We start from the raw sequence: 20,021 nt of genomic DNA, 5'->3' as shown, positions 1-20,021 counted from the left end.
ATCCGGGTTAGTTATATCCATCGGGCAGGGGATTCTCATGGGGCGAGAAGCGGCACGAGCGCTGTTGCTAATCGACGATGAACCGGCACAGAGCCGGTTGATCGCCGCGATGGCCGCCCGCGCGGGCTGGAAAACGTTCACCGCGCGCGATGGCGATGCCGCGCTCGCCATGATCGAAAACGGCTCCACCCCGATCGACGTCGTCCTGCTCGATTGCTGGGCACCCGAAAGCGCGACCGGCAACACGCTGTCGGCACTGCGCGTCGCCCACCCCAATCTGCCGCTTGTCATCCTCACCGCGCGCACCTCGGTTGCCGCCGCGGTGGAAGCGATGCGCGGCGGCGCATCCGATTTCCTGGTCAAGCCGATCGCGCCCGATCGGCTGCTCGCCGCGCTCGACGCAGCCGCCAATGGCAAGGCCGGCGAATTGCGGCCGATGGCGGAAAAGATCGGCACGCTGCTCGCCTTTGACGAGATCGTCGGCTCCGCCCCGGAATTCCGCGCCGCCCTCGCCATCGCCGCCAAGGCCGCGCGCGCCCGCGTGCCGGTGCTGATCGAAGGTGAAAGCGGCGTCGGCAAGGAAGTGGTGTCGCAGGCCATCCACGCCGCATCGCCGCGCGCGCGCCGATCGCTGATCACGGTCAATTGCGGCGCGATCTCGCCCAACCTCGTCGAATCGGAACTGTTCGGCCACGAAAAGGGCGCGTTCACCGGCGCCTTCGATCGCCATATCGGCAAGTTTCAAGATGCCGATGGCGGCACGCTGTTTCTGGACGAGGTGGGCGAACTGCCGTTCGACGCGCAGGTCAAGCTGCTCCGCGTCCTCCAGACCGGCGAAATTCAGCCGATCGGCAGCCGCGCGGTGCGCCATGTCGACGTTCGCGTGATCGCCGCCACCAACCGCACGCTGGCCGACGAAGTCGCCGCCGGGCGCTTCCGCGAAGACCTCTATTACCGCCTCAACGTCGTCCAGGTGACGATCCCGCCGCTGCGCGATCGGCCCGGCGACATACCCGCGCTCACCCGCCATCTGCTGTCGCGCATCGCGCAGCAGCCGGGCCTGCGCGGGCTTGGCATCACCGATGATGCGCTGAAGCTGCTGATGACGTTCAGTTGGCCGGGCAATGTCCGCCAGTTGCAGAACGCGCTGTTCCGCGCGGCGGTGCTGTGCGAGGGCGACGCGCTCACCTTCGGCGATTTCCCGCAGATCGCCTATGAGGCGACCGCCCCCGCGCAGGGCCGTTCGGCCCAGAATGTGCCCAATGCCGGCGGCGTCACCCTGTTCGAAGCCGATGGCCATATGCGCACGCTGGAAGATATCGAGGCCGATGTGATCCGCCTCGCCATCGGCCATTATCGCGGCCGGATGACGGAAGTCGCCCGTCGCCTCGGCATCGGGCGGTCGACGCTCTATCGCAAGCTCGGCGAACTCGGCATCGATCACGCCGCCTGATCGGCCGCACGGCCGACACCCGCGACTGTGCCATTACCGGACAGTGGCCACTTTGCCTTCGATTAGAAATATCTTCGACATTTCCGAGTCTTGTTGAACCTCCAACGACCTCCCCACGCCGCCACAGGCGTCAGATTCACTCGGGAGGTTCCACATGTTCAAGTCTCCGTTGATGGCCGCCGCGCTGGCCGCCGCCGCGATCGGCACCGCGCCGGCCGCCCACGCGACGATCATCGATTTCGACAATTTCACGGGCAGCTATTCCACCGGCGCCTATGAGGAGGATGGCTATCGCCTGTCCGTCGCCATCTGCAGCAACATCTGCTTCAAGGCAGTGGATGCCGCGAACAGCATCGATGCCGATGGCACCTCAGTCGTCCGTTCGGGCGGCGCTACCTCGATCTCGGTCGAGCGCAGCGATGGCGCGGCGTTCCGTTTCGGATCGATGGATTTCGGCAAGACGCTGGTCGATACGACGCCGCCTTATACCCATTCGTCGACCTACGAGTTCACCTTCTCGCTGACCGACGGCACCCAGCAGAAGGAATATTTCACCTTCCTGCACAACGGTTCGTCGCCGATCGCGACGCACACCGCCAGCTTCGCGAGCCTTGCCGACAAGGACATCACCAAGTTCACCTTCCGCAACCAGAGCAGCGCGGGCCAGTTCGACAATATCGTGCTGAACGATGTCGCCGCCGTGCCGGAACCGGCGACCTGGGCGATGATGATCGGCGGATTCGGCATGGTGGGCGGCGCGCTCCGCCGCCGTCGCCCCAACCGCGCCTTCGCCTGACGATCATGGGCGGACGGGCGGGGCCTTCCCCTACCCGTCCGTTACCATGGCTTACTTCGCGGCGGCCTCGGCCTTGCCGACCAGGCTGCGCGCGCGGCCATAGAGGAAATAGACCACCAGCCCGAACGCGTTCCAGACGAAGAACCAGATCTGCGTCTTGGTCGGCAGACTGAGGAACAGATAGAGGCAGCCGAGGATCGCCGCCACGCCGACCAGCGTCGCCGCCGGGGTGTGGAACGGGCGATGCATGTCGGGCGCGCGCCGGCGCATCACCAGCATGCAGGTCGATACCGCGATGAACGCGACCAGCGTGCCCGAATTGGCGAGCGCGGCAATCTCGTCCAGCGGCACGAAGCCGGCGATCAGCGACACGAAGGCGGCGGTGATCAGCGTGATCCTGACCGGCGAGCCACGCCGCGAAAGCTGGGCAAGGCGGGGCGGCAGGAAGCCATCGCGCGCCATCACCAGAAAGATGCGGCTCTGGCCGAACAGGAAGGCCAGCAACACCGTCGGCAGCGCGATCACGGCTGCGGCGGCAACGATCGTCGCGATCTTGCCCTGGCCGATTTCGCGCAGGATCAGCGCCAGCGGCTCGGGGCTGTCGGCAAAGCGGGTGAAGGGCAGCGCGCCCACCGCCGCCGCCGCGACAAGCATGTAGATCAGGGTGCAGGCGATCATCGATCCGATGATGCCGATCGGCAGGTCGCGCTCGGGCTTCTTGGCTTCTTCCGCCGCCGTCGAAATCGCGTCGAACCCGTAAAAGGCGAAGAAGATGATCGCCGCCGCCGCCATCACGCCGCGTTCCACGCCATCCCCGCTCATCGACTTGGCGAAGCCGAAGGGCATGAACGGTTCAAGGTTGGTCGCATTAAAATAAGGCAGCGCCACCGCCACGAACAAGGCGAGCGTCGCGATCTTCACCAGCACCAGAATGGCGTTCAGCGTCGCGCTTTCCCGCGTGCCGACGATCAGCAGCCCGGCGACCACCGCGATGATGAACACGGCCGGCAGGTTGACGATCCCGCCCAGTTCCGGCCCCTGCATCAGCGCCATCGGAAAGCCGGTCGATGCATGCAGCAATGGCGCGGCATAGCCCGACCAGCCGACCGCGACGGTGGACACGACCAGAGAATATTCGAGGATCAGGCTCCACCCGACCACCCAGGCGATCAGTTCGCCAAGCACGGTATAGCTGTAGGAATAAGCGCTGCCGGCGGCCGGCAGCATCGTCGCCATTTCGGCATAGGCCAAAGCCGCGCAGGCGCAGATCGCGCCGGCAATGGCGAACGAGATCAGCACCGCCGGTCCCGCGCGATCGGCGCCGACGCCGATCAGGGTGAGAATGCCCGTGCCGACAATCGCGCCGACCCCCATCGCCACCAGGTGCGGCCAGGACAAGGTTGGCGTCAGCCGTTGGCCGTCCGCATGACTGGCGGACGCGTCCAGTGGCTTGCGTCGATCGAACAGACCCATTCGTTACTCCCCGTTGTAATCTTGTTACACAAACCCTGCGACGGGCCGGGGGGAAAGGTCAAGCGGCGACGCGCACCTCCGCACGGGAAGCAACGAAAGCCATCGCGAAACCGGCGATTGCCAAGGCACTGCCAAAGATCGCGAACATGCCTTCCAGCCCGAAAGCGAGTTGCAGCGGATCGAGCAGGATGGGGTTGGCGAACTGGCCGAGGAAGATAGCGGAGAACATGCCGCCGATCGCATGGGCATGGCGCGCGGGCGGCACGCGTTCCAGCACCATCGCCGTGACCTGCGGCGTCGCCAGCCCTGCCCCCATGCCGGCGACGAACAGGCAGGCCGCCATCAGCGGGATCGTCGTCGCCACCGCCATACCGGCCAGCCCACCGCCCAGGCTGACGAGCATCGCCACCTTGATCCAGCGTTCGCCCAGCCGCGGCCGGATGAAGCCGAAGGAGCCGGCGGTGATCGCCGACGTGCCGGCAAAGACCGAAATCAGCATGCCCTGCGTCGCTGCGCTGGCAATGCCCCGTTCGGTGAGCAGGAAGGGACCGTGGATGCCGGGCGTGAAGAAGCCGAGCGACATCACCACCATCAGCAGATAGACGGGCGCAAGCCGGCGCCAGGGCAGCCGTTCGGCCGCGGCCGCGACAGCCGGGCCGCTGGCGCCGCGCGGTTCGGGCGCGAGCCGCATCGCATAATAGGTCGCCACGAAGGCCGGCACGCCGACCAGATAGAGCGTGAAGGGCGCACGCCACCCGGCCGCATCCACCATCGCCCCGCCGATGCTGAGCGCAAGGATCGATCCACCGCCGCCAAGCGCGCTGGCAAAGCCGATCAGCCGATCACGCTGATGGGGTTCGAACAGCCCGGTCAGCGCCACGGTGACGGTGCCGATGAAAGCGCCCGCCGCGCCAATGGCGATCCGGCTGGCGATCAGCGCCGGCATGCCCGTCACGACCAGACCGGCAAGGCCCGCCACCACATAGACGGCCAGCGCGGCGAGCAGGCAGCGGCGGAAACCCACGCGCTGCGCGATGACGCCGACGAACAGCGAGACGATCGCGGTGGACAGCGCCGGGCTGGACATGACCAGCTTCGCCGCCAGTTCGCCCCCTGCCCCGCCGCCGAAATGGAGCGCCATCGCCGGCAAGGCCGGGCTCACCGCCATCGGGATCAGCGAATTGAGGCCCGCGCCGCTGGCGGAAAGCACCTGCAGCACCAGCATCCGCCCGCGCGTCGCCATCCCCTGGTCGAGCCGCATTCCCGTCTCCGTCCGTTCCGCTGCCCGCCACCCTGCCAGCGGCCACCCGTGCGGCCTATGCGCGACGCTGGCGCATTGCGGACATAGCAACGAATTGCGGCCCTCAATCACCCGCGCGGCCTTTGCGGCGGCCAATGTCCGCCCGCATGATCGCCGCCATGACAGCGCATGGCGGAGACCGGTTCGTGGCTGAAAAGAAACCCAATTTCCTGCTGATCGTGGCCGATGACCTCGGCTTTTCGGATCTCGGCGCCTTCGGTGGAGAGATCGACACGCCCCATCTCGACGCGCTGGCGCTGGCCGGCATGCGCTTCACCGATTTCCATTCGGCGCCCGCTTGTTCGCCCACCCGCGCGATGCTGATGACGGGCGCCGACCCGCATGTCGCCGGCATCGGATCCATGCTCGAAGTCGCAGCACCCGGCTTCGCCGGAGCGCCCGGTTATGAAGGCCATCTCAACGATCGCGTCGTCACCGTCGCCGAACTGCTCCGCGATGCGGGCTATCGCACGCTGCTTTCGGGCAAATGGCATCTGGGCGACACGGCGGAAAGCAGGCCGCATGCGCGCGGTTTCGAACGCAGCTTCGCCTTCATGCCCGCCGGCGGCAGTCATTATGGGCTGGGCGAGGTCAATCGCTTCGCCACCGTCGAATCCGTCTATGAGGAGGATGGCCGCGTCGTCACCGAATTGCCGGCCGATTTCTACTCGTCGGACTATTTCGCCGACCGGCTGGTGGATTATCTGGCCGAAGATGGCGAGCGGCCGTTCTTCGCCTATCTGCCCTTCACCGCCCCGCACTGGCCGCTGCAGGCGCCCGAGGCCGAAATCGCCAAATATCGCGGCCGTTACGATGATGGTCCGTCGGTGCTGCGCGAACGGCGGCTCGCACGGATGACGGCGCTGGGCCTCTGCCCGGCCGATGTCGTCCCCCACCCCGTCGTCACGCGGGAACCGGAATGGACGGCGATGAGCGCGGAGGAGCGCGCCGTCTCCGCCCGCTGCATGGAAGTCTATGCCGCAATGGTCGATCGCATGGATCAGGCGGTCGGCCGCGTCATCGCCGCGCTGCGCGCCAGCGGCCGGCTCGATGACACGCTGATCCTGTTCCTGTCCGACAACGGGGCCGAAGGCGCGGTGGTGGAAGCGATGCCGATCTTCGGGCCGATCATCGCCGATCGCATCCGCCAGCATTATGACAACAGTCTGGCCAATATCGGCACGGCATCGAGCTGCGTCTGGTATGGCGCGCGCTGGGCGCAGGCCGCCACGGCGCCGTCGCGCCTGCAAAAAAGCTTCACGGCCGAAGGCGGTATCCGCGTCGTCGGCTTCGCCAGCGGCGCGGGCGTCACGCAGCGCGGCGCCATCGGCCGCGCCTTCACCACCGCGATGGACGTCGCGCCGACCTTGCTCGATCTTGCCGGCGTCTCCCATCCCGGCCCGGCGGGCGGCGTCGCCGCCATGCGCGGCCGATCGATGGCGCCGTGGCTTGGCGGCATGGCGGAGAGCGTCCATCCGGCGGACACCGAAACCGGCTGGGAGTTGTTCGGCCGCCGCGCGATCCGCAAGGGCGATTGGAAGGCCTTGTGGTTGCCCGTGCCGGCGGGCAGCGGTGGCTGGCAACTCTATGATCTCGCTTCCGATCCCGGCGAAATACGCGATCGTTCCGCCGACAAGCCGACAATTTTGGCGGAACTAGTTGCCGCCTGGGAACGCTATGTGCAGGAGGTGGGCGTCGCCCCCGGCCCGGTCAGCGTGTTCGAGCTGGAGGGCACCGAAATCATCTAAAGGACAGGAAGCAATGAGCGTCGCGTTTCGGCGGGATTCGGATGAGGAACATAAGGAACCCCGCCCCGAACTCCCCATCCCGGTCGGCCCCAATCTCGTCACCCCGCGCGGGCTGGCACTGATCGAGGCGAAGGTGGCCGAGCGCGAGGCGGCGCTGGCGGCCGGTGGCGACGAGGCCGCCATCGAAGCGATCAAGCGCGAGCTGCGCTACTGGCATGTCCGCCGCGCGACCGCGCAGGTGACGCCGGCGCACGACGATGGCGAAGCCGGTTTCGGCACCCGCGTCCGTTTCCGCCAGAATGGCGAGGATCGCACGGTCGACATCGTCGGCGATGACGAGGCCGAACCGACCGAGGGCCGCATCGCCTTTTCCGCACCGCTCGCCCGCGCGTTGATCGGCGCGGGCGAAGGCGATCGCGTCGACTTCGCCGGCAAGGCGGCGGCGCTCAAGATCCTGTCGGTGAAGCCGATCCCGGAAGCCTGAGCGCCAGGCCCCGAACAGGGCGGGCGGCGATCAGGCCGTTGCCGGCTCCGCCGCCGCCCCGCTCTTGCGCGCGATATAGCCGCGAATCTCGCGCCGCACCTCGGGCGCGAACACATAGAGCATCAGCACATTGGGCAGCGCCATCAGGAAGAAGGCGCTGTCGATCAGGTTGATGACTCGGCTGATATCCAGCAGCGCGCCAATCGGCAGCAGCAGGCAATAAAGCAGGCGATAGCCGATCGTCGCCGTGCGCGACGGGCCGAACAGATAGGCCCAGGCCTGCCCGCCATAATAGCCCCAGGCGATCAACGTCGAATAAGCGAACAGCACGACGGCAACGGCCAGCACGTTGGGGAACCAGCTGATCACGCCGGCAAAGGCGGCCGACGCCATCGAAATATCCTTGAAGCCGTCGTCCCACACGCCCGAAACCACGATCATCAGCGCGGTCAGCGAACAGACGACCACCGTGTCGATGAACGGTTCCAGCAACGCCACCAGCCCTTCCGACGCGGGCTCGCGCGTGCGCGCGGCGGCGTGCGCGATCACCGCCGATCCAACCCCCGCCTCGCACGAATAGACCGCGCGGCGCATGCCGATCACGAACGCGCCGATCGCGCCGCCGGCCGCCGCCTTGCCAGTGAAGGCGTCGGAAATGATGGTCAGCAGCGCGGCGGGAAGTTCCGCCCGATGGTGGATGATGATGGCCAGCGCCGCCAGCAGATAGAGCAGGCTCATCGCCGGGACGAGCAGCACGGTGACGCGGCCGAGCCAGCGGGCGCCGCCAACCACGACCAGCGACACGGCCAGCGCCAGCCCGATGCCATATTCCAGTGCGAAATCGGCGCCGACCACCGCGCTCACCTGCGCATAGCTCTGGTTCACCTGCACCAGCGGGATCGCTCCGCCCAGCGCGAAGACGGCATATAGCGTGCCGATCGCCGCCCCGATCCTGGGCCAGCCGCGCGCCTTGAGGCCATTCTTCATCACATACATCGGCCCGCCGCGCACGCGCCCCGCGTCGTCGAATTCACGATATTTCAGGCCCAGCGTCACTTCCGCGCATTTCAGCGCCATCGCGAACAGCCCGATGATGAACAGCCAGAAGGCCGCCCCCGGCCCGCCTGCGGCGATGGCGATGGCCACGCCCGCGATATTGCCCAGCCCCAGCGTGCCCGAAAGCGCCGTCGCCAGCGCCGCGAACTGGCTCATTTCACCGGGATGGGCGGGGTCGGCATAATGGCCACGCAACGCACGCAAGCCAAAGCGAAATCCGGTGATCTGCGGCACGCCCAGCCACAATGTGAAGAACAGCATCGGCACTGCCAGCCACAGCACGATCGCCTCGATCTGGGTGCCGAAAAACGGGATTTTCCAGAAAACGAAGGCTGCCAGCGCGTCAATCCAGTGGGACAGGGTTTCGATCAAGGCTCGCTCCGGCCGGGTGTTGGCTTTATCCTGTCGCCTCAATAGACGAACATCATCCGTGGCACAGGCAGGATCGAAGCAGGGCATGGCAAGGAAATATTTCGGCACGGACGGGATTCGCGGGCGCACCAACGAAGCGCCGATGACCGCGGAAATCGCGATGAAGGTGGGGCAGGCCGCCGGCGCCCATTTCGTGCGGGGCGATCATCGCCACCGCGTAGTGATCGGCAAGGACACCCGGCTTTCCGGCTATATGATGGAATCGGCGCTGGTGGCGGGTTTCACCAGCGTGGGCATGGATGTCGTGCTGGTCGGGCCAATGCCCACGCCGGCGGTGGCGCTGCTCACCCGTTCGATGCGCGCCGATCTCGGCGTGATGATTTCGGCCAGCCACAATCCGTTCGCCGATAACGGCATCAAGCTGTTCGGGCCGGATGGCTACAAGCTTTCCGATGCCGACGAACTGGCGATCGAGGCGCTGCTCGATGCCGAGCCGCAGCTTGCCGTGTCCGACCATATCGGCCGCGCGCGGCGGATCGAGGACGCACGCGGCCGTTATATCCACGCCGCCAAATCCACCTTCCCCGATCGGCTCAAGCTCGATGGCCTGCGCGTCGTCGTCGATTGCGCGAACGGCGCCGCCTATCAGGTCGCGCCCGATGCCCTGTGGGAACTGGGCGCGGAGGTGATCGCGCTCGGCGTCAGCCCCGACGGGATCAACATCAACGCCAAATGCGGGTCCACTGATCCGGCGGCGCTCGTCACCAAAGTCATCGAAACGCGCGCCGATATCGGCATCGCGCTCGATGGCGATGCCGATCGCCTGATCGTGGTCGACGACAAGGGCAATGTGATCGACGGCGATCAGCTGATGGCGCTGGTCGGCACGTCCTGGGGCCGCAAGGGCCTGCTGCGCGGGCCGGGCATCGTCGCCACGGTGATGTCCAATCTCGGCCTGGAACGCCATCTGCAGGGCCAGGGCCTGTCGCTCCATCGCACGGCGGTGGGCGATCGCTATGTGCTCGAAGCGATGCGCGCCCACGGCTACAATGTCGGCGGCGAACAATCAGGCCACATCATCCTGTCCGATCACGCCACCACCGGCGACGGCCTTGTCGCCGCGCTGCAGGTGCTGGCCGAGCTGGTGGAATCGGGCAAGCCCGCGCACGAACTGCTCCGCCAGTTCGATCCGCTGCCGCAATTGCTCAAGAATGTCCGCTTCAAGGGCGGCGCCCCGCTGGAAAAGGACAGCGTGAAGAAGGCGATCGCCTATGCGGAAACCCGCCTCGCCGCCGCCGGCCGCCTCGTCATCCGCAAGTCGGGCACCGAGCCGCTGATCCGCGTGATGGCCGAAGGCGAGGATGAGGTGCTGGTCGCCGAAGTCGTCGACAGCATCTGCGAGGCGGTGAAGGCGGCGGCATGACGATCGCGCGCGTCCTCATCATCGCCGGTTCCGATTCAGGCGGCGGCGCAGGCATCCAGGCGGATATCCGCACCGTCACCATGCTGGGCGGCCACCCGATGACCGCGATCGCGGCGATCACTGCCCAGAACACGCTGGGCGTGACCGCCGTCCACCCCGTCCCCACCGACATGGTGATCGCGCAGATCGACGCGGTCGCCGCCGATATCGGCGTGGACGCGGTGAAGATCGGGATGATCGGATCGGCCGAAACTGCCAGCGCCGTCGCCGACCGGCTGGAAGCGATGGGCGATGTGCCGATCGTGTTCGATCCGGTGATGATCGCATCCAGTGGCGCGGTGCTTGCCGACGAAGCGACCATCGCCGCCTTCGCCCGGCTGATGAAGATCGCGACGGTCGCGACCCCCAATGCGCCGGAACTCGCGGCGCTCACCGGCCTGCCCGTCACCAGCATGGCCGAAGCCGCGATCGCGGCGACGCGCTTGTTCGAAACCCATGGCTGCGCGGTGCTCGCCAAGGGCGGCCACTTGCCGCCGGTGCTGCGTAACGGGCGCGAGATGGTGGGCGATCTCCTCGTCCACGAAGGCGCGGTCGTCGAATATTGGAACGACCGGATCGAAACGCGCAACAGCCACGGCACCGGCTGCACGCTCGCCAGCGGCATCGCCACCGGCCTTGCCACGGGGCTGGCGCTGCAGCTTTCGGTCGATCGCGCGCGCGATTATCTGCGCGCCGCGCTCGCCGCCGCGCCCGGCCTTGGCGCCGGCCACGGCCCGATGGGTCACGCACTGGGCGGCGTGCCGTTCGATGTGATGAGCGGGCTCGCCTGATGCCGGGACCGGCCCGTTGAGCAACGGCCCCAATTTCGATCTCGAACTTGCTCATCCCGGCCCCGTCGCCGGGGTGGACGAAGCCGGGCGCGGTCCGCTCGCCGGGCCGGTCGTCGCGGCCGCCGTGATCCTCGATCGCGCCCGCATCCCCGCCGGCATCGACGATTCCAAGAAACTCGGCGAAAAGGCCCGCACCCGGCTCTGCGCCGAAATCCGCGAAGTCGCCCTGGTCGGCGTCGGCATCGCCACGGTGGAGGAAATCGACACGATCAACATCCTCTGGGCGTCGATGCTCGCCATGGAACGCGCCGTCGCCGCGCTCGGGCAGGCGCCGGGCATGATCCTCGTCGACGGCAATCGCTGCCCGCGCTGGGCGCACCCGTCGCAGGCGATCGTCGGCGGCGATGCGCGCAGCCTCTCGATCGCGGCCGCCTCGATCATCGCCAAGCAGACGCGCGACGCGATGATGCTCGATTATGATCGCGATCATCCGGGCTATGGCTGGGCCTCGAACAAGGGCTACGGATCGCGCCAGCACCTCGATGCTTTGGGCCGGCTCGGCCCTACTCCGCTCCATCGGCGCAGCTTTGCGCCGGTCGCACAATATTTTTTACCACTGTGAGTCTTCGCGGGCACACCACAAGCGATTGAGTCTCTGGTTAACACGAGACTCAACATAAGGTGTGCAGACTCCTTTCGTTCCGCCATGGTAAGGTTATCCACAGGGGTATGACCCCAAGTGGCTGATCTTGACCACCGACTCCGGCTGACTCATCCCTGCGGATCAACGAACAGGGGACTTATCGATGGCGGTTGTGCAACGCGTTCAGCGCAAGGGGACGGTCGCGGCCACGGCCAAGCGTCCGAAACTCACGGTGCTGCCGTTCGAAACCATCATGCAGGGCGATTGTATCGAGCAGATGAAGAATCTGCCCGATCGTTCGATCGACATGATCTTCGCCGATCCGCCCTACAACCTCCAGCTCGGCGGCGATCTCCACCGGCCGGATGGCAGCCAGGTCGATGCGGTCGACGATGATTGGGACAAGTTCGACAGCCTGAGCACCTATGATGCCTTCACCAAGGCATGGCTGCGCGAGGCGCGGCGCGTGCTCAAGGACGATGGCACGATCTGGGTGATCGGCAGCTATCACAATATCTTCCGCGTCGGCGCGGCACTGCAGGACGAAGGCTTCTGGATCCTCAACGATATCGTCTGGCGCAAGGCGAACCCGATGCCCAATTTCAAGGGCACGCGCTTCACCAACGCGCATGAAACGATGATCTGGTGCTCCAAGAGCGAAAAGGCGCGCTACACCTTCAACTATCGCACGATGAAGGCGCTGAACGACGATCTGCAGATGCGGTCGGACTGGTCGTTGCCGATCTGCTCGGGCGGCGAACGGCTGAAGGACGATGACGGCCACAAGGCACATCCGACGCAGAAGCCCGAAGCGCTGCTCTACCGCGTGATGCTGGCCAGCACCGAACCGGGCGATATCGTGCTCGATCCCTTCTTCGGCACCGGCACCACCGGCGCCGTCGCCCGCCGCCTCAAGCGCCGCTGGATCGGCATCGAGCGCGAGGACAAATATGTGAAGGTCGCCCGCGCGCGCATCGATTCCACGCTGCCGCTGGATGAAAGCGCGATGGTGCTGATGCCCGAAAAGAAGGCCCAGCCCCGCGTCGCCTTCGGCCTGCTCGTCGAACTCGGCATGATCGAGCCCGGCACGCACGTCACCGATGCCAAGCGCCGCTGGAAGGCCGAGGTGAAGGCGGACGGCACCCTCGCCTTGCTCGATGGCATGGGCGCGGGCTCGATCCACAAGCTCGGCGCCACGGTGCAGGGCGCGCCCTCGTGCAACGGCTGGAACTTCTGGCATTATGAGGAAGCCGGCAAGCTGATCGAGATCGACGCGCTCCGCCAACGCCACCTCGCCAAGACGGGGGAGTGAAGTCCAGATCTTGGAAAATGCTCAATGGCTGGCGGTCTTCGGGCCGCCTCCCGTGCCAATGACCGCCGGGCTGGACCGCCGGCATGGCGTAATGCAGGCCTGATCCGTGCGGTTCTGGCACATCGCTTCATCTGCGATTGCCTTGGGCGTGGCCGTGATCGGATGGTGCTATTGGACAGCCATCACCGATCCGATCGTCAGGCAGGCGGACGTGCCACTGCTGCCGCCGGATAGTGGGCTGCCGCCGCTCCGGCTGCTGCTGATCTCCGACATCCATGTGGCAGGGCCGGATATGACGCCCACCCGGCTTTCCCGCATCGTCGGGCAGATCAATGCGCTGCACCCCGATGCCGTATTGATTGCCGGCGATCTGGTGAGCGACAAAAGAATAGCGACACGCACTTTTTCTCTGCGAGACGCGATTGCCCCACTCGGTCGTTTGAAGACCCGGCTCGGCGCGTTTGCTGTCCTCGGCAACCATGATCATTGGCGCGATGCCGACGAGGCGCGCTATGAACTGGCGCGCGCAGGCGTCCATGTGCTCGATAACAACGCCGCTCAAGCAGGGCCGTTGGTGATCGGCGGAATAGACGACGCCTTCACCGGCAACGACGATCTTCCGGCTACGCTACGCAGCATGGCAGCCATGAAGGGTACACCGATACTGATAAGCCATAGCCCGGATCCGTTCCCTGATGTGCCGCCATCGATCGGGCTGATGGTCGCCGGGCACACGCATTGCGGCCAAATCCGGCTGCCGCTGGTTGGTGCCCTCAGCTATATGTCGGCCTATGGCGATCGCTATGCCTGCGGACACATCCGTGAAGCGTCAAAACAACTCATCGTCGGCGCCGGCCTCGGCACGAGCCTTTTGCCGCTGCGCCTTGGTGCCGTTCCGGATATGTGGATGATCACGATACGACCGCGCGATCGGATCGAAAATTGAGGCAATGCTACCACGCCCTCCTGCCTGCGCCGCCGGGTCAAGGCTGTCCTACAGTCAGCGGCCGGTGGTAAGCGGAAACCCGTGCCAAAATACAAAATTCAACGCCGCCACGGCCATTTGCTGGAACCTCGATGCGGCGGGGCCCAACGCCATGGCACATCTCAACTTCCTCAACTTTGCAGGACGCGCGGCGATCTTTCGCCGCCCCCCACCAGCAGTCTAAAGCGGTAGCATGACCCAAATCTCCCTCGCCGCCCGCCTCTATTTCCGCCCCACCGCCTTCATTGCGGCGCCCTTCGATCGCGACGGGCAGGCGTTGCGGCTGGCGGGCGGGATGCTGTGGTTTTCCGCTGTCGACGTGATCGCGATCGAAGGCGGGCGCCGTGTCGCGGACCAACTGGTCCCCGTCGAGCGGCTGGACGCTCTCCTCGCCACGCTCAGCCCCGCCCAGGCGGAGGCGGCGCGCGGCACGATCGCCCGCCTCACCGCCCCCCGCCCGCATCTTCAGTGCGGCGATCGCACCATCCGGCTCGACCAGCCGCAGGTGATGGCGATCCTCAACATGACGCCGGACAGCTTTTCGGACGGTGGCGCTTATGTCGACGATCCGGCCAGCGCGGCCGATGCCGGCGTCGCGATGGCGGCCGCCGGTGCCGCGATCATCGATGTGGGCGGTGAATCCACCCGCCCCGGCGCGACGACGGTGTGGGAAGGCGACGAGATCGCGCGCACCGTGCCGGTGATCGAACGGCTCGCGCGCGCCGGCACCGCCGTGTCGATCGACACGCGCAAGGCCGCCGTGATGGAAGCAACGCTCGCCGCCGGCGCGCATATCGTCAACGACGTGTCCGCGCTGCTGTGGGACGAACGCGCGCGCGCCGTGGTCGCCGCCGCCGGCTGCCCGGTCGTGCTGATGCACCATCAGGGCGATCCGCAGACCATGCAGGATGATCCGCGCTACGGCGATGCGCTGATCGAGGTCTATGACTGGCTGGAGGCGCGCATCGCCGCAGCCGAGGCCGCCGGCATCCCGCGCGCGCGGATCATCGTCGATCCGGGCATCGGCTTCGGCAAGAGCGTGCGGCACAATCTTGCGATCCTGAACGGCCTCGCCTTGTTTCACGGCCTTGGCTGTCCCGTGCTGCTCGGCGCCAGCCGCAAGCGGCTGATCGGCGCGCTGGCGGACGAGGCCCCGGCCGATCGCCGCCTGCCCGGTTCGCTCGCCCTCGCGCTCGCCGGCGCCAATGCCGGCTGCCAGCTGATCCGCGTCCACGATGTCGCCGAAACCGTGCAGGCGCTGAAGGTGTGGCGCGGCATGCGCGACGAGGCGTTGAGCCCGCAATGAACGCGCGCATTGGCATCACCCGGATGTCCCATCATGGCTGAGCCCGCCGATCTCGCCATCCGCCTGCGCCGCGCCGCGTTCAACCGCGCGCTCGCCGATACCGATCTCGATGCCATCGGCCCGATCCTCGCGCCGGGTGTCTTCCTCGTCACCGGCACCGACAGCGCCGTCATCTCCGGCCGCAAGGCGCAGCTGATCGCCTGGAAGCGTGAGTTCGCGGCCTCCGACCGCACCGTCTACTCGCGCACGCCAGACACCATCCGCGTTTCCGAAGTCGAGCCGATCGCGCTCGAACAGGGGCGCTGGCAGGGCGTGCCCGCACATGGCGGAGCGCCGGTCGCGTCCGGCGAGTATAGCGCGAAATGGCGGCGCATCGGCGCAGACTGGGTGATCGAGGCGGAAATCTACGTCACCTTCGGCTGAGCGCGATCGGCGCCCGCCGCGCGGATCAGCGGCGCTGCCGCCATTCGCCCCAGCGGAAGGAGCGTTCCGCTTCCCCGCGATGCGCGCTCAGGAACCAGCGCTCCTCGCCCTCGATGCCGATCGCGGTCAGCCGGCCGGTGCGATAGGCGCCGGTGTCGATGCCGATGCGGTTGAACTGCTCGTCCGGCTCATCGCAGATCGTGTGCCCGTGGACCACGACGACGCCGTGATCCTCCTCGAAATCCAGAAAATCCTCGCGAATCCAGCGCAGATCGTCGACCGCCTGTTCGTCGATCGGCACGCCGGGCCGGATGCCGGCATGGACGAACAGATAATCGCCGAAGCGAAAGCCATCGCCAAAGCCACGCAGGAAGCTGACATGCTCGTCGGGAATATGCCCGCGCAACATCGCCGTCATCGCCTCGTCGTCGGTGGAATCGAGCATCGCGGCGACATCGACGCCATAGCTGTGCGCGCAGGCCAGCCCGCCATATTGCAGCCAGTTGGGTAGCAGCCAGCTTTCGCCGTCGAGGATGCGGAGCAGGAATTCTTCGTGATTGCCGGCCAGGAAGACGAATTGCAGACCGGCGAGCGGCTGGTTGCGCAGCAGTTCGACCACGCCCCGCGAATCGGGGCCGCGATCGATGAGGTCGCCCAGCAGCACCACATAGGCCTTCGCGTCACTGCCGCGCTTCAGATGATCGGTGCCGATCTGGCCCAGCAAATCGGCCAGCTGGTCGATACAACCATGCACATCGCCGATCGCATAACAGCGGCTGCCGGCCGGGCCACTCGCCACGCGCCGTTCCGGTTGTCGGCGCGCCTTGCGCCGTCGAAAGGGAAAGAGGTTCATCGCCACTGCCTACTCGGCGCTCCCGCGCCACGATCCGCCGCATGCATCGCCACTGAAATAATCCAACGCACCGTAACAACCTAACGCTTTCCCGCCAAATTAGGCATAGACCAACGCGCACAGCGAAAGGCACACCGAATGACAAACACAAATCGGCCGACAGTGATGGTGACGGGCGGAGCCGGTTATATCGGCAGCCATGCCGTGCTGGCGCTGCTCGATTCCGGCTGGTCGGTGGTGGTGCTCGACAATCTGGTCACGGGATTTCGCTGGGCGGTGGATGCCCGCGCCACCTTCGTCGAAGGCGCGGTGGAGGATGACGCGCTGGTCCGCCGCGTGATCGCCGATCATGGCGTCGGTGCGATCCTCCATTTTGCGGGATCGGTGGTGGTGCCCGAATCGGTCGTGGATCCGCTCAAATATTATCGCAACAACACCGCCGCCTCGCGCGCATTGATCGAAAGCGCGGTGGCGGGTGGCGTGCGCCATTTCATCTTTTCGTCCACGGCGGCCACCTATGGCATCCCGCGCGCGACCCCGATCCGCGAGGATGCGGCGCAGGTGCCGATCAACCCTTATGGTTCGTCGAAGCTGATGACCGAATGGATGCTGCGCGATGTCGCCGCCGCCCACCCCATCAACTATGGCGCATTACGCTACTTCAACGTCGCAGGGGCGGACCCGCAGGGCCGTTCGGGTCAGTCGACCGCGGGGGCCACCCATCTCATCAAGGTCGCCGCCGAAGCGGTTAGCGGCCAGCGCGATCATGTCGCGGTGTTCGGCAGCGATTATGCCACGCCCGACGGCACCGGCGTGCGCGACTATATCCATGTCAGCGATCTGGCCGCAGCGCATGTCGCCTGCCTGCAATATCTGGTCGATCATCCGACCACCAACCTGACGCTCAACTGCGGCTATGGCCGTGGCTATTCGGTGCTCGAGGTGCTCGATGCCGTCGATCGCGCGGTCGGCCGCCCGATCCCGCGCAAGATGCTGCCGCGCCGTGCCGGCGATCCCGATGCGCTGGTGGCGGACAATGGCGCGATCCTCGCCACGCTCCCCTGGCGGCCGCAATATGACGATCTCGACAGGATCGTCGCCGATGCGCTGCGCTGGCAACAGCATCTCGCCGATATGCAGCGTTAAGGCCCGGCGGCGGGCCGGTTCGACCCGGCGCCGGCCCGGATGGTCAGCCGGTCAGCCGGTCGATACCAGCCAGCGCTCCGTGCCTTGCAGGCAAAGCGCGGTGAGCCGCCCCGTCCAATAGGCACCGGTATCGATGCCGATCCGGTTGCGGCGCTCGCTCACATCCTCCTCCGCGCTGTGGCCGTGGATCACCATCCGGCCATGATCGGCGCGGCTGTCGAGAAACTCGTCCCTGATCCACAGCAGGTCGCCCGGCTCCTGATCCTCCAGCGCAACGCCGGGGCGGACGCCGGCATGGACGAACAGATAGTCACCGATCGCCACATAATGCGGCAGCGCTTCCAGCCAGTCGATCACGTCGCCCGGCACCTGCGCGGCAGCAGCCTCGGCGATCGCGCCGACGTCGCCCTGGTCCAGCAGCCGATGGGGCACGCCCCAACTCGCCAGTGCCGCATCGCCGCCCATGGCCAGCCATTGCGCCATCGCGCCTGCCCGCCCGCGCAGGGCATCCACCGCCATCGCCTCGTGATTGCCCATCAGAACGGTGACGTGGGGATCGCTATCGAAGGCGCGCAGCAGATCGACCACGGCCGCGCTGTCCGGTCCGCGATCGATGAAATCGCCAAGGATCACGATCTGCGTGGCGCCGGCATCGCGCGCCTCCAGATCCGCGTCGATCCGTTCGAACAGATGCCCCAATATGTCGAGGCATCCATGGATATCGCCGATCGCGCAGACGCGCTGGCCATCGGGAATGGTGGGGGTCCGCCTGCGGCGGGGCCAGGGCATCAGGCTGTTTGCGAGCGACCGCATATCCAGGTGCCAATCTCCGTGATCGAAACGTCAACGCACCCGGAGCAGCCCGAACATCGCCGCATCCGCAGCCGGCGTAGCACGAAGATGGTTAATCACGAAACACCACAAAGATGTTGAACGATTTGTTCACCAAATCCGCCAACCGCTAGCCAACCAGTCGCCCGGCATCGTCCGTCCCGCGTGAAAGGCAGGATGGAGCCGATGGCGGGATTATCGGGCAGGATGGGCAGGTTAACGCGTACGCTGGCGCTCGTCGCGCTGGCGGCGGCAAGCCCGTTGCTGCAGGGCGCGATCGACCAGACGGCCAATAGCGACCAGCGCCTGCTGGCATCGCATAATCGCGAACGCGCGATGCTCGGCATCCCCCCGCTCGCCTGGAACGAGGGCCTTGCCCGCGATGCCGCGGCATGGGGCCGGCACCTCACGCGCGTTGGCTATCTGGTCCACTATCCCGACAACCCCAATGATCCCGACCCGCAGGGCGAAAATCTGTGGGCCGGAACGCGCGGTTACTACTCTATAGAAGATATGGTCGGCCTGTGGATCGCCGAGAAGAAAAATTACCGCGCCGGCGTTTTTCCCGCCAACAGCCGCACCAACCGGCTGGATGACGTTGCCCATTACACGCAGGTGATGTGGCGCAGCTCCACCGATGTCGGCTGCGCGGTCGTGCGCGGCAGACAGGATGACTTCCTTGTCTGCCGCTACAGCGAAGGCGGCAATGTGTTAGGCGAACGGCCGTTCTGATTCCGGCCGGATCGGGCCGAAGCTGACCGACACGTCAGGCGTCGCCGCCTCAAGGCCGCCGCCCCGCTCCCAATGCCGGCGACGGCTGTAGCGCATCGCGCCACCGATGAAGCCGAAGCCCAGGATCATCTGCGCCCAGGTCGCGGCGTCCGGCAGCACTGGCACGGGCGGCTCAGGCGACGGCGGCACTTCGCCGCCACCCGGCGGATTGCCGCCCCCACCGCCGCCACCGCCAACACCCGTGGGCCGCGGAACGAACGGCGTCGCACGCGGCGGGTTAAGCAGCGTCTTGGGATCGAGCGAGGCGAAGTCCAGCGGTGCCAGCGTGGCATCGGTCGGCAATTCCATCGCCGCCAGGACGACGGGCACAGCCGTCGGGCACGGCGCGATCGCCGCAGCCGCCACCTCGGCCGCCGGCTTGCGCACGCGCGTCTTCGGCTTGGCATATTGCCGCGGCGCCGTTGCCTTATGCACGGCCTCCCGCACCTGCGGCACGGAAACGGTCAGCGCTGCCGACCCTACGACTGGACAGACGCAAGCTGCCATGAGCTTTGCGGCCTTCGAAGCCACCATGGATTTAAGCACTTTGCCACCCCTCTCGGCGTACGCAATACGCCCGTACGCTTAGGCTTCCGTATAGGACTTGATGCTAAAACCCAAGTGTCACCATGTCGTTAACCCTGAATTCTCCTAACGGATCGCGGTTTCGCAACATTTCGACGCGACGACCGACATTCCATTCCAAAAACTGTCCCGGTTTTAGGCGTCGTGGACAAAGCTTGACGGCGTGACTCTGGATTGATTCAAGGCTGCTTTTGGGAGGCAGCGTTGGGCGAGCGGATCGGCGTGTCGGAT

General features: G+C 66.4%; 19 protein-coding genes. 13 read left to right on the top strand and 6 right to left on the bottom strand.

What is annotated here, in order from left to right:
- Nucleotides 1-37 precede the first annotated feature (37 nt).
- Nucleotides 38-1,453: a sigma-54-dependent transcriptional regulator gene (locus CHB74_RS13855; protein WP_089220229.1), complete on the top strand. Its 1,416-nt coding sequence runs from the start codon at nucleotides 38-40 to the stop codon at nucleotides 1,451-1,453.
- A 154-nt stretch (nucleotides 1,454-1,607) separates the two neighbouring features.
- A complete protein-coding gene (locus tag CHB74_RS22460) occupies nucleotides 1,608-2,249 on the top strand; it encodes a PEPxxWA-CTERM sorting domain-containing protein (protein WP_245842925.1) in 642 nt (213 codons plus the stop codon).
- A gap of 51 nt (nucleotides 2,250-2,300) precedes the next feature.
- On the opposite strand, the gene CHB74_RS13840 is transcribed toward CHB74_RS22460, so the two are convergent.
- Nucleotides 2,301-3,722 (bottom strand): amino acid permease, encoded by a 1,422-nt coding sequence (locus CHB74_RS13840; RefSeq protein ID WP_089220227.1) that lies wholly within the window; start codon nucleotides 3,720-3,722, stop codon nucleotides 2,301-2,303.
- Between the two features lie 58 nt (nucleotides 3,723-3,780).
- Nucleotides 3,781-4,983 (bottom strand): MFS transporter, encoded by a 1,203-nt coding sequence (locus CHB74_RS13835; protein ID WP_089220226.1) that lies wholly within the window; start codon nucleotides 4,981-4,983, stop codon nucleotides 3,781-3,783.
- Nucleotides 4,984-5,168: 185 nt separating this feature from the next.
- On the opposite strand from CHB74_RS13835, the gene CHB74_RS13830 reads away from it, so the two are divergent.
- Both CHB74_RS13830 and CHB74_RS13825 read left to right on the top strand, forming a co-directional pair.
- Nucleotides 5,169-6,770, top strand: coding sequence for a sulfatase family protein (locus tag CHB74_RS13830; protein WP_281253546.1), 1,602 nt, complete (start codon nucleotides 5,169-5,171; stop codon nucleotides 6,768-6,770).
- 13 nt (nucleotides 6,771-6,783) lie between these two features.
- Nucleotides 6,784-7,254, top strand: coding sequence for a GreA/GreB family elongation factor (locus CHB74_RS13825; protein WP_089220225.1), 471 nt, complete (start codon nucleotides 6,784-6,786; stop codon nucleotides 7,252-7,254).
- A 30-nt stretch (nucleotides 7,255-7,284) separates the two neighbouring features.
- Here CHB74_RS13825 and CHB74_RS13820 read toward each other — a convergent pair whose 3' ends face one another.
- Complete coding sequence (locus CHB74_RS13820; RefSeq protein ID WP_245842924.1) at nucleotides 7,285-8,682, bottom strand: alanine/glycine:cation symporter family protein; 1,398 nt, start codon at nucleotides 8,680-8,682, stop codon at nucleotides 7,285-7,287.
- An 85-nt stretch (nucleotides 8,683-8,767) separates the two neighbouring features.
- Here CHB74_RS13820 and glmM point away from each other — a divergent pair, with 85 nt between their 5' ends.
- The 7 genes from glmM to CHB74_RS13785 all read left to right on the top strand — a co-directional run bounded on the left by glmM (nucleotide 8,768) and on the right by CHB74_RS13785 (nucleotide 15,604).
- Nucleotides 8,768-10,105, top strand: a complete 1,338-nt coding sequence (gene glmM / locus CHB74_RS13815) for a phosphoglucosamine mutase (RefSeq protein ID WP_089220223.1) — start codon at nucleotides 8,768-8,770, stop codon at nucleotides 10,103-10,105.
- The gene (thiD, locus tag CHB74_RS13810; RefSeq protein WP_089220222.1) at nucleotides 10,102-10,935 is read left to right on the top strand and encodes a bifunctional hydroxymethylpyrimidine kinase/phosphomethylpyrimidine kinase; all 834 of its coding nucleotides are present in this window, start codon (nucleotides 10,102-10,104) and stop codon (nucleotides 10,933-10,935) included. Before glmM ends, thiD begins: the two co-directional genes overlap by 4 nt.
- A gap of 16 nt (nucleotides 10,936-10,951) precedes the next feature.
- Nucleotides 10,952-11,557 (top strand): ribonuclease HII, encoded by a 606-nt coding sequence (locus CHB74_RS13805; protein ID WP_089220221.1) that lies wholly within the window; start codon nucleotides 10,952-10,954, stop codon nucleotides 11,555-11,557.
- 184 nt (nucleotides 11,558-11,741) lie between these two features.
- Entirely contained in the window at nucleotides 11,742-12,890 is a 1,149-nt protein-coding gene (locus CHB74_RS13800) for a site-specific DNA-methyltransferase (RefSeq protein WP_089220220.1), read from the top strand.
- A gap of 106 nt (nucleotides 12,891-12,996) precedes the next feature.
- Entirely contained in the window at nucleotides 12,997-13,836 is an 840-nt protein-coding gene (locus CHB74_RS13795; protein ID WP_144033797.1) for a metallophosphoesterase, read from the top strand.
- Nucleotides 13,837-14,068: 232 nt separating this feature from the next.
- On the top strand, nucleotides 14,069-15,181 hold the full coding sequence (gene folP / locus CHB74_RS13790; RefSeq protein ID WP_089220218.1) for a dihydropteroate synthase: 1,113 nt from the start codon (nucleotides 14,069-14,071) through the stop codon (nucleotides 15,179-15,181).
- 33 nt (nucleotides 15,182-15,214) lie between these two features.
- Complete coding sequence (locus CHB74_RS13785; RefSeq protein WP_089220217.1) at nucleotides 15,215-15,604, top strand: nuclear transport factor 2 family protein; 390 nt, start codon at nucleotides 15,215-15,217, stop codon at nucleotides 15,602-15,604.
- A 25-nt stretch (nucleotides 15,605-15,629) separates the two neighbouring features.
- On the opposite strand, the gene CHB74_RS13780 is transcribed toward CHB74_RS13785, so the two are convergent.
- Nucleotides 15,630-16,403, bottom strand: coding sequence for a metallophosphoesterase family protein (locus CHB74_RS13780; RefSeq protein WP_342746600.1), 774 nt, complete (start codon nucleotides 16,401-16,403; stop codon nucleotides 15,630-15,632).
- A gap of 192 nt (nucleotides 16,404-16,595) precedes the next feature.
- Here CHB74_RS13780 and galE point away from each other — a divergent pair, with 192 nt between their 5' ends.
- The gene (gene galE / locus CHB74_RS13775; RefSeq protein ID WP_089220215.1) at nucleotides 16,596-17,603 is read left to right on the top strand and encodes a UDP-glucose 4-epimerase GalE; all 1,008 of its coding nucleotides are present in this window, start codon (nucleotides 16,596-16,598) and stop codon (nucleotides 17,601-17,603) included.
- 51 nt (nucleotides 17,604-17,654) lie between these two features.
- On the opposite strand, the gene CHB74_RS13770 is transcribed toward galE, so the two are convergent.
- Complete coding sequence (locus CHB74_RS13770; RefSeq protein WP_089220214.1) at nucleotides 17,655-18,416, bottom strand: metallophosphoesterase family protein; 762 nt, start codon at nucleotides 18,414-18,416, stop codon at nucleotides 17,655-17,657.
- A 225-nt stretch (nucleotides 18,417-18,641) separates the two neighbouring features.
- On the opposite strand from CHB74_RS13770, the gene CHB74_RS13765 reads away from it, so the two are divergent.
- Complete coding sequence (locus tag CHB74_RS13765; RefSeq protein WP_245842923.1) at nucleotides 18,642-19,166, top strand: CAP domain-containing protein; 525 nt, start codon at nucleotides 18,642-18,644, stop codon at nucleotides 19,164-19,166.
- Here the strand turns inward: CHB74_RS13765 and CHB74_RS13760 are convergent.
- The gene (locus CHB74_RS13760; RefSeq protein WP_245842922.1) at nucleotides 19,146-19,739 is read right to left on the bottom strand and encodes a PEPxxWA-CTERM sorting domain-containing protein; all 594 of its coding nucleotides are present in this window, start codon (nucleotides 19,737-19,739) and stop codon (nucleotides 19,146-19,148) included. The genes CHB74_RS13765 and CHB74_RS13760 overlap by 21 nt on opposite strands.
- Nucleotides 19,740-20,021: the final 282 nt, after the last annotated feature.

The sequence above is a fragment of the Edaphosphingomonas laterariae genome (assembly GCF_900188165.1).
In the GTDB taxonomy this organism is placed as follows: Bacteria; Pseudomonadota; Alphaproteobacteria; order Sphingomonadales; family Sphingomonadaceae; genus Sphingomonas_E; species Sphingomonas_E laterariae.
This window is presented reverse-complemented; position numbering and strand designations above follow the sequence as displayed.